Genomic DNA, 7,665 nt, shown 5'->3' on the forward strand with positions numbered 1-7,665 from the left:
CCGAGCCCTTCATTGTCGATCCCGGCATTGTTGGAGGCGATGGTGAGGTCCCTGACGCCCGACGCCTGGATGGCGTCGATCAGCCGCTCGGGAATGCCGCACAGGCCGAAGCCGCCCGCGCAGATCGTCATTCCGTCGAACAAGAGGCCGTCGAGCGCGGCCTCGGCGGTGGGATAGATTTTCTGCATCGAAAGCTCCGGCAAGAACGGAGGCGCAGTTAGCCGCCACCCCGCGCGGGGGTCAATGCGGTCGGAACGGCTTGACTCAAGAACGTTCAGCAGCGTACTTTGTATTTCGAAGTTCTTTACGGAGCATCGGTTATGAAAAGCCTTGGGGCCACGAGTGAAGAAATCGCCTATGTGCGGCAACTGGCCGAGAGCGGCGCGCACGCGCCGCTGCTTGGCGGGCGGTTCATGGCCTGGTGGGGGCTGCTCCTCACCATCGCCTATGTCGCTCACCATTTTGCGCTGCAGGGCCTGATCGGGGATCAGCGCACCATTTTCGCCTGGATCTGGCTCCCCTTGCCTGTCGTCGGAGTCATCGGTCACTTCATCCTCGCGCGCGGTATGGCGGCCAAACCGGGGGCCGGATCGGCCGGCAACCGCGCGGCGCGGACTGCATGGGTGACGGCGGCATGCACCCTCGTCTCCATGGTCATCGGGTCGGCCTTGGCGGCCGAAAGCGGCGCCGCGCCGGCCACCTTCGACTGGGTCGCGCCGGTCGCGTTCGCGGTCTACGCCTGCGCCCTCCTCGTCACGGGCGTGCTCGGCAAGAGCAGCATCGCCATGACCGCCGGCGCGGGGGCGGTGGTGATGGTCGGCCTCTTCACAGCGCTCATCCTCAGTCCCGACCGCTACCTGCTGGCGGCGGCGGGCGTGGCGCTGACGGTCTTCCTACCCGGGCTTTTTCTGCTGCTCGCCGAGCCGAAGGGCCGGGGCTAATCCGTGGCCGAGGCTAATCCCTTCGACCATAGCGCGATAGACGACGTCATACATGGCCGCCTCCGGCTGGGCGTGGTCGCCTACCTCCTCACGGTCGATTCCGCCCTGTTCACAGAACTGCGCGACAAGGTCGGCGCGACCGACGGCAACCTGTCGGTCCACCTCAAGAAGCTGGAGGAAGCCGGCTATGTCGGGGTCGAGAAGAAGTTCGTCTCTCGCAAGCCGCAGACGCGCATCCGGCTGACTTCGGCCGGCCGCAGCGCCTGGCTCGAATGGCTGGCGCGCATGGAAGCCATCGCCGCCTCGACACGGCAACCCACCTCCCGGATATGAAGAGAAAGCAGATGAAGAAACGCCTCCTCCTCACGCTCGTGCTCCTCGCCGCCGCCTGCACGACGGCCAGCCCGCCGGCAGAGTCCCTCACGCGTACGATCGTGGCCGTAGAGGAGGCCCGGCTGGCGGCGTTCCGCGGCGACGACAAGATTGTCTACAGCCGATTGGTGGCCGACGAGGTGACGATGGTTCACAGCAACGGCGAAGTCGCGGGGAAGGCGGAAGAGATGAGTTTCATGCGCCCCTCCACGCCCGATCGTCCGCTCCCCACGCTGCATCTCGAGGACACCGCCGTTCGCGGCTACGGCGCGGCGGCAGTGCTGACGGGCTCCCTGGTGGAGCGGCGGGAGGACAAGGTGGTGCTGCGCTTGCGCTTCACCAACGTCTACGCCCGCCGCGGCTCGGACTGGGTCTTGGTTGCGGGGCAACTCACCCGCGCGGCGGCCGGCTGAGCGCCTACTTGCCGAGCTTCGAGAGCACGCCCTGGAGCTGCATCGCCGTCGACATGTCGCCCTCGATCTTGAGCTTGCCCTGCATGAAGGCGGTCATCGGATCGAGCTGGCCGTTCTGGAGCGCTTCCCAATCGGCCCAGGCGACCTTGATCGTGGTGTCGGCGGCGCCCGCATCCTCGCTGACCTGGTTGGCGACGCCGTCGAGCATCACTGCGCCCTGATCACCGAAATCGATCTTCACGCGCTTGCCGGGCAGCCATGCATTGGCTTCGTTGAGCTTGGCGGCCATTTCACTCTTGGTCATTGAGGGCTCCATGGAAGGTTTGCGCTTCCCGTACTTTACGTGAACGTCAAGTCAAGTGCGCCTCTCGACGCGGGAACGCCCCAGCGATAGTGGCACCAACATCCATGGACGCAGCCGAAATCACCCACCAGAAGTTCGTCGCCAAGCTCAGCGGCGGGAACCTGCCGAAGCGCCGCAGCGGCGTGCGGCCGGAAGAGATCGGGCTTGCCCGCGAGACGATCGCCGAGCTGTTCTACAGCCAGTGCACGAGCCGGCAGATGGACCGGGTCTCGCGCCGGCTGCAGGCCCGGGGCGAGGGCTTCTATACGATCGGATCCTCGGGGCATGAGAACAACGCGGCCGTTGCCGAAGCCTTCCGCATCGACGACATGGCCTTCCTCCATTACCGGTCGAACGCCTTCCAGATCCACCGCTCGAAGAAGCTTCCCGGGCAGACGCCCTGCTGGGACATGCTGCTGAGCTTCGCCGCTTCCGCCGAGGATCCGATCTCCGGCGGCCGGCACAAGGTGATCGGCTCGAACCCGCTCAACATTCCGCCGCAGACCAGCACCATCGCCTCCCATCTTCCCAAGGCGGTCGGCGCCGCATTCAGCATCGGCATCGCGAAGAAGCTCAAGCTCAAGGACACGGCCCTCCCAAACGACTCGATCGTGCTGTGCAGCTTCGGCGACGCGTCAGCCAATCATTCGACGGCGCAGGGGGCGTTCAACACCGCTCAATGGGCCGCTTACCAGGGTACGCCCATGCCGCTCGTCTTCCTTTGCGAGGATAACGGCATCGGGATCTCGACCCGCACCCCGCGCGGCTGGATCGAAGCTTCGTTCCGCAGCCGGCCCGCGATCGAATATATACGCTGCAGCGGCCTCGACATGGCCGACGCCTACCGGGGTGCGATGGAAGCGGCACGGATCGCTCGCACGCAGCGGAGGCCCGTCTTCCTCCACATGGATTGCGTCCGGCTCTACGGCCATGCCGGCTCCGACGTGCAGTCCACCTACCTCACCAAGGCGCAGATCGAGGAGGACGAGGAGCGCGATCCCCTGCTCTACAGCGCGGCCCTGATGGTCGAGCAGGGCATCGCCTCGCCCGACGATATCCTCGACATCTACAACGAGGCCGAGGAGACCCTCACCCGCATCGCCGAGCAGGCGATTGCGCGGCCGAAGCTCACCACCAGCGAGCAGGTGATGGCGAGCCTGGTGCCGCCGAAGCGGGAAGCGCTTCGCCTGAACACGCCCACCCCGGAGCAGCGCGAGGCGATGTTCGCGCGCGACCGCAACATGATGGACAAGCCGCAGCATATGGCGCGGCTGCTGAGCTGGACGCTCGCCGACCTCATGCTGACTCACCCCAACATGATCGTCGCGGGCGAGGATGTCGGGCCCAAGGGCGGCGTCTATAACGTCACGGCGAAGCTCCACGAGCGGTTCGGGGCCACGCGGGTGATCAACACCCTGCTCGACGAACAGAGCATCCTCGGCCTCGGGATCGGAGCCGCTCATAACGATCTGCTGGCGATCACCGAAATCCAGTTCCTCGCCTACGTCCACAATGCCGAGGACCAGATACGCGGCGAGGCGGCGACTTTGAGCTTCTTCTCGAACGGCCAGTACACGAACCCGATGATCATCCGGATCGCGGGGCTCGGCTACCAGAAGGGCTTCGGCGGGCATTTCCACAACGACAACAGCCTCGCCGTCTTCCGCGACATACCGGGGCTCGTCCTCGCCTGCCCGAGTAACGGCGCCGACGCCGTCGAGATGCTTCGCGAATGCGTCCGCCTCGCGCTCGAGGAGCAGCGCGTGATCGTCTTCATCGAGCCGATCGCGCTCTACATGACCCGCGACCTCCACGAGGAAGGCGACGCGCTCTGGACCTCCACCTACGCAGCGCCGGGCGAAGCGAAGCCGATCCGGCTGGGTGAAGTCGGCCGCTACGGCGACGGCAATGATCTTGCGATCGTCACCTACGGCAACGGCTATTATCTCTCGCGCCAGGCAGAGAAGATCCTGCGCGACCGGCATGGCATCGCCGCGCGCGTGATCGACCTGCGCTGGCTCGCCCCGGTGAACGAAGACGGCCTGCTGGAGGCTGTGTCGGGGTGCGAGCGGATCCTGATCGTGGAAGAATGCCGCAAGACGGGCTCGCAGAGCGAGGCGCTGATGGCCCTGTTCACTGAGCGGGCGCCGGGTATCGACTGCCGCCGGATCGCTGCCGAGGATTCGTTCATCCCGCTCGGCCGGGCGGCGACGCTCACCCTGCCGAGCCGGGACTCGATCGTCGAAGCCGCGCTGGAGCTGGTGCGTGGCTGAGCGGAAAAAGGCGCTTGTCGTCTGCCCCGGCCGCGGGACCTACGGCAAGGCCGAGCTCGGCTATCTGAAGCGGCTCCACGGGGACAGAAGCGAGCTGATCGGCACCTTCGACCAGCTCCGCGCCCGCCGCGGCCAGCCGACCCTCTCCGAGCTCGACGGCGCGGAACGCTTCAGCCCCGCGTTGCACACGCGCGGCGACATCGCCTCGCCGCTGATCTTCGCAGCCTCCTACGCCGATTTCCTCGCCATCGACCGCTCGCGCTTCGACATCGCCGCGGTCACCGGCAATTCGATGGGCTGGTACACCAGCCTCGCCTGCGCCGGCGCCGTCAGCGCCGAAGACGGCTTCCAGATCGTCGATGCGATGGGCGAGAACAGCCAGGCGGGCGAAGCGGGAGGACAGATCCTTCTCACGCTGGTGGACGAGGATTGGCGGGCGGTGCCGGGCCTTCGCGAGCAGGTGGAGGCTCTGGTCCAGTCGATCGACTCGCGCGAGGGTACATCGCTTCACCTGTCGATCGATCTCGGCGGGATGCTGGTCCTTGCCGGCAACGAGCAGGGCCTCACGGCCTTACTTGCCGAGGCGCCGCCCACTCCCGCCCGCGAGCCGCTTCGCCTGGTCAATCACGGGCCCTTCCATACGCCGTTGATGCAGGGCTCCTCGGATCGCGCCTTCAAGCTTCCGCCTGAGTGGATCCGCTCGCCCTCAATCCCGATGACCGATGGTCGCGGCCATATCTGGCGGCCCTTCGCGACGGACCCGAAGGCGCTCCGGCAATATACGTTCGGTACCCAGATCCTGGAGACCTATCACTTCACCCGCGCGGTCCAGGTGGCGGTGCGCGAGCACGCGCCCGACCGCATCATCCTGCTCGGACCCGGCGACACGCTCGGCGGCGCGATCGCCCAGGCGCTGATCGCAATCGAGTGGCAGGGGCTCCGATCGAAGCGGGATTTCCAGGAGCTGCAGGCCTCCTCGCCCTATCTCCTGGCGATGGGCCGCGAGGATCAGCGGGCTCTGGCCGCCTGATGAAAAAGCTTCTCCAAACACTCGGCCACAGGGGATCCGAATGCCTTCAGGGTTAGTCGCACTGCTCGACGACGTGGCGGGCATCACGAAGCTCGCGGCCGCCTCGCTCGACGATATCGGCGCCGCCGCCGGCAAGGCGGGCACCAAGGCCGCCGGAGTGGTCGTCGACGATGCGGCGGTGACGCCCAATTACGTCACCGGCTTCACGCCAGACCGCGAGCTGCCGATCATCTGGAAGATCGCCAAGGGATCGCTCAGGAACAAGCTCGTCTTCCTGCTCCCCGCGGCGATGCTTCTGAGCGCGTTCGCGCCCTGGGCGATCACGCCCTTGCTGATGATGGGCGGCGCCTATCTCTGTTTCGAGGCGACCGAGAAGATCATGGAGCTCGTGATCGGCCACGACGCGCATGTCGCCGACGTGCCGGTGGGGACGGAGCCGGGCGAACTGGAGCAGGAGAAGGTGTCGGGCGCGATCCGCACCGACTTCATCCTCTCCGCCGAGATCATGGCGATCGCGCTCGCCGACGTCGCCGACCGCCCGCTCCTCATCCAGGGCGTGGTGCTGGCGATCGTCGGCATCCTCATCACCGTCGCCGTCTACGGCGCGGTGGGGCTCATCGTGAAGATGGACGATATCGGCCTGCACCTCGCCCAGCGCCGCGGCGCGCCAGTGCAGGCGCTCGGCCGGGGCCTCGTCATCGCCATGCCGATCCTGATGAAGGCTCTCGGCTTCATTGGAACGGCGGCGATGCTGTGGGTCGGCGGCGGCATCGTCGTCCACGGGCTGCACGAATATCACCTGACGCCGATCCCCGACCTTCTCCACCACGCCGCCGAAGGCGCCGGCCACGCCGCGCAGCCGATCGGGGGATTCGTCAGCTGGCTCGTCGCGGCGGCGGGATCTGCCGTCGTCGGGCTGGTGGTGGGGGGCGCGGTGATCCTGCTGCTGAAGCTGATCCAGAAGCTCCGCGGAAAGACGGCGGCGCACTAAAGCCCGAACGGATACATTTCCTCTTCACCCGAAGAGGGTTCCTCCCCCAGCGGCGTGACCGCGCTCGTCTCGTCGAACCACACCCAAGCGTCGAACTGGTTCGGGAGCACGGCCTGGGCATAATGGCTCCAGCGCTCGGTCTCCGGCCGGTAGATGACGCCGATGAAGCGTTCGAGGCGCGGCTCCAGCAGGGCTTCGACGGCTTCCTCGTTCACGCCCTCCCGCATGTCGAGCAGGAAGCGTTCGACGCCGCTGTCGTGCGACATGCGCTCGTAGCTTCCGGCGAGTGAAGGCCGCACCTGCTTCACCTCCATCGGCTCGTCCCAGTCGGTCGCCGCCGCGACGGTGCCGGTATGCGTTCCGAACCCGATCAGCCGCGCCTTCTCCCCGAACTTCTCCTTGCACAGCTGGCCGATGTTGAGCTCCTCGCGCACCTGCCCCATCTCGGTGTGCGCGGCGTTGCCGATATGGCTGTTGTGCGCCCAGACCACCGCCTTCGCCTCCGGGCCCCTGGCCTCCAGCAGCTGGCAGAGCGTCTCGAACATGTGCGTGTCGCGCAGGTTCCAGCTCTCCGCCGCGCCGTGATACATGACGCGGTAATAGGCCTCGGCATTCTTCACGAGCCGGGCGTTGGCCGCCGCGTCGAGATATTCGTCGCCATCCTCGCCCACATATTCCGTGCGCTTCTGGAGAAGCTCGCGCAGCATCTGCACGACCGGCTGCTCGCATTGCGCATAGCCGCGGGTGATGGCCATTCGGCCATAGCCCTGCGGGTTCTTCGCATAAGGCTGGAGGCAGCCGTAACGCTCCCGCGCAATCGAAGCGGCCTCCGGATCGACATCGTCGAGATAGTCGATCACAGCCCGGATCGAGCCGCCGAGATTGTAGAGATCGAGGCCATAGAAGCCGGCCATTTCGTCCTGCGGTCGCTGCTCGTTGTGCCGCTTCAGCCACCGGATGAAGGCATCCACGTCGGTGTTGCGCCACATCCAGGTGGGGAAGCGCTGGAACGCCGCCTCCTCCCCTTCCCGCTCGGGCCGGTTGCGGACGTAGCGATCGATCACCGCCGCGTCCGGCCAGTCCGCCTCCACCGCGACGATCGTGAAGCCGTGCTCCTCGATCAGCCGCTTCGTGATCGCGGCGCGGGCGCGATAGAATTCCGACGTGCCGTGGCTCGCCTCCCCGAGCAGCACCACCCGCGCATCGGCGAAGCGGTCGAACAGGGCGCCGAAAGCGGGGTCGTCGAGCTCCGGCAGCGGCTCGGCGGCGTCGCGGATCAGCTCCGGGAGCGAGCGCGGATCG

At 66.7% G+C, this 7,665-nt stretch carries 9 protein-coding genes; 6 read left to right on the forward strand and 3 right to left on the reverse strand.

Annotated elements, in window-relative coordinates; genetic code table 11:
* Positions 1 to 188 (reverse strand): CoA-transferase (locus VF662_RS11565; RefSeq protein ID WP_464141257.1); only part of this gene is annotated, 188 nt, incomplete at its 3' end.
* Positions 189 to 320: 132 nt separating this feature from the next.
* Here VF662_RS11565 and VF662_RS11570 point away from each other — a divergent pair.
* Genes VF662_RS11570 through VF662_RS11580 form a run of 3 tightly spaced genes read left to right on the forward strand, consistent with a single transcriptional unit; the run spans position 321 to position 1,726 of the window.
* Complete coding sequence (locus VF662_RS11570) at positions 321 to 941, forward strand: hypothetical protein (protein WP_464141259.1); 621 nt, start codon at positions 321 to 323, stop codon at positions 939 to 941.
* Positions 942 to 944: 3 nt separating this feature from the next.
* The gene (locus VF662_RS11575) at positions 945 to 1,274 is read left to right on the forward strand and encodes a winged helix-turn-helix domain-containing protein (RefSeq protein ID WP_464141261.1); all 330 of its coding nucleotides are present in this window, start codon (positions 945 to 947) and stop codon (positions 1,272 to 1,274) included.
* A gap of 11 nt (positions 1,275 to 1,285) precedes the next feature.
* A complete protein-coding gene (locus VF662_RS11580; RefSeq protein WP_464141264.1) occupies positions 1,286 to 1,726 on the forward strand; it encodes a nuclear transport factor 2 family protein in 441 nt (146 codons plus the stop codon).
* 4 nt (positions 1,727 to 1,730) lie between these two features.
* Here the strand turns inward: VF662_RS11580 and VF662_RS11585 are convergent, their stop codons facing one another.
* Entirely contained in the window at positions 1,731 to 2,030 is a 300-nt protein-coding gene (locus VF662_RS11585; protein WP_464141266.1) for an SCP2 sterol-binding domain-containing protein, read from the reverse strand.
* A 104-nt stretch (positions 2,031 to 2,134) separates the two neighbouring features.
* Here VF662_RS11585 and VF662_RS11590 point away from each other — a divergent pair, with 104 nt between their 5' ends.
* Genes VF662_RS11590 through VF662_RS11600 form a run of 3 tightly spaced genes read left to right on the forward strand, consistent with a single transcriptional unit; the run spans position 2,135 to position 6,363 of the window.
* Entirely contained in the window at positions 2,135 to 4,342 is a 2,208-nt protein-coding gene (locus VF662_RS11590) for a dehydrogenase E1 component subunit alpha/beta (RefSeq protein ID WP_464141268.1), read from the forward strand.
* Positions 4,335 to 5,372, forward strand: a complete 1,038-nt coding sequence (locus VF662_RS11595) for an ACP S-malonyltransferase (protein WP_464141270.1) — start codon at positions 4,335 to 4,337, stop codon at positions 5,370 to 5,372. Before VF662_RS11590 ends, VF662_RS11595 begins: the two co-directional genes overlap by 8 nt.
* A 40-nt stretch (positions 5,373 to 5,412) precedes the next feature.
* Positions 5,413 to 6,363: a DUF808 domain-containing protein gene (locus VF662_RS11600; RefSeq protein WP_464141272.1), complete on the forward strand. Its 951-nt coding sequence runs from the start codon at positions 5,413 to 5,415 to the stop codon at positions 6,361 to 6,363.
* Here VF662_RS11600 and VF662_RS11605 read toward each other — a convergent pair.
* A partial coding sequence (locus VF662_RS11605) for an erythromycin esterase family protein (RefSeq protein WP_464141274.1) occupies positions 6,360 to 7,665 on the reverse strand: 1,306 nt, incomplete at its 5' end. The genes VF662_RS11600 and VF662_RS11605 overlap by 4 nt on opposite strands.

Origin of the sequence: Allosphingosinicella sp., from assembly GCF_036387215.1 — a bacterium.
Lineage (GTDB): Bacteria > Pseudomonadota > Alphaproteobacteria > Sphingomonadales > Sphingomonadaceae > Allosphingosinicella.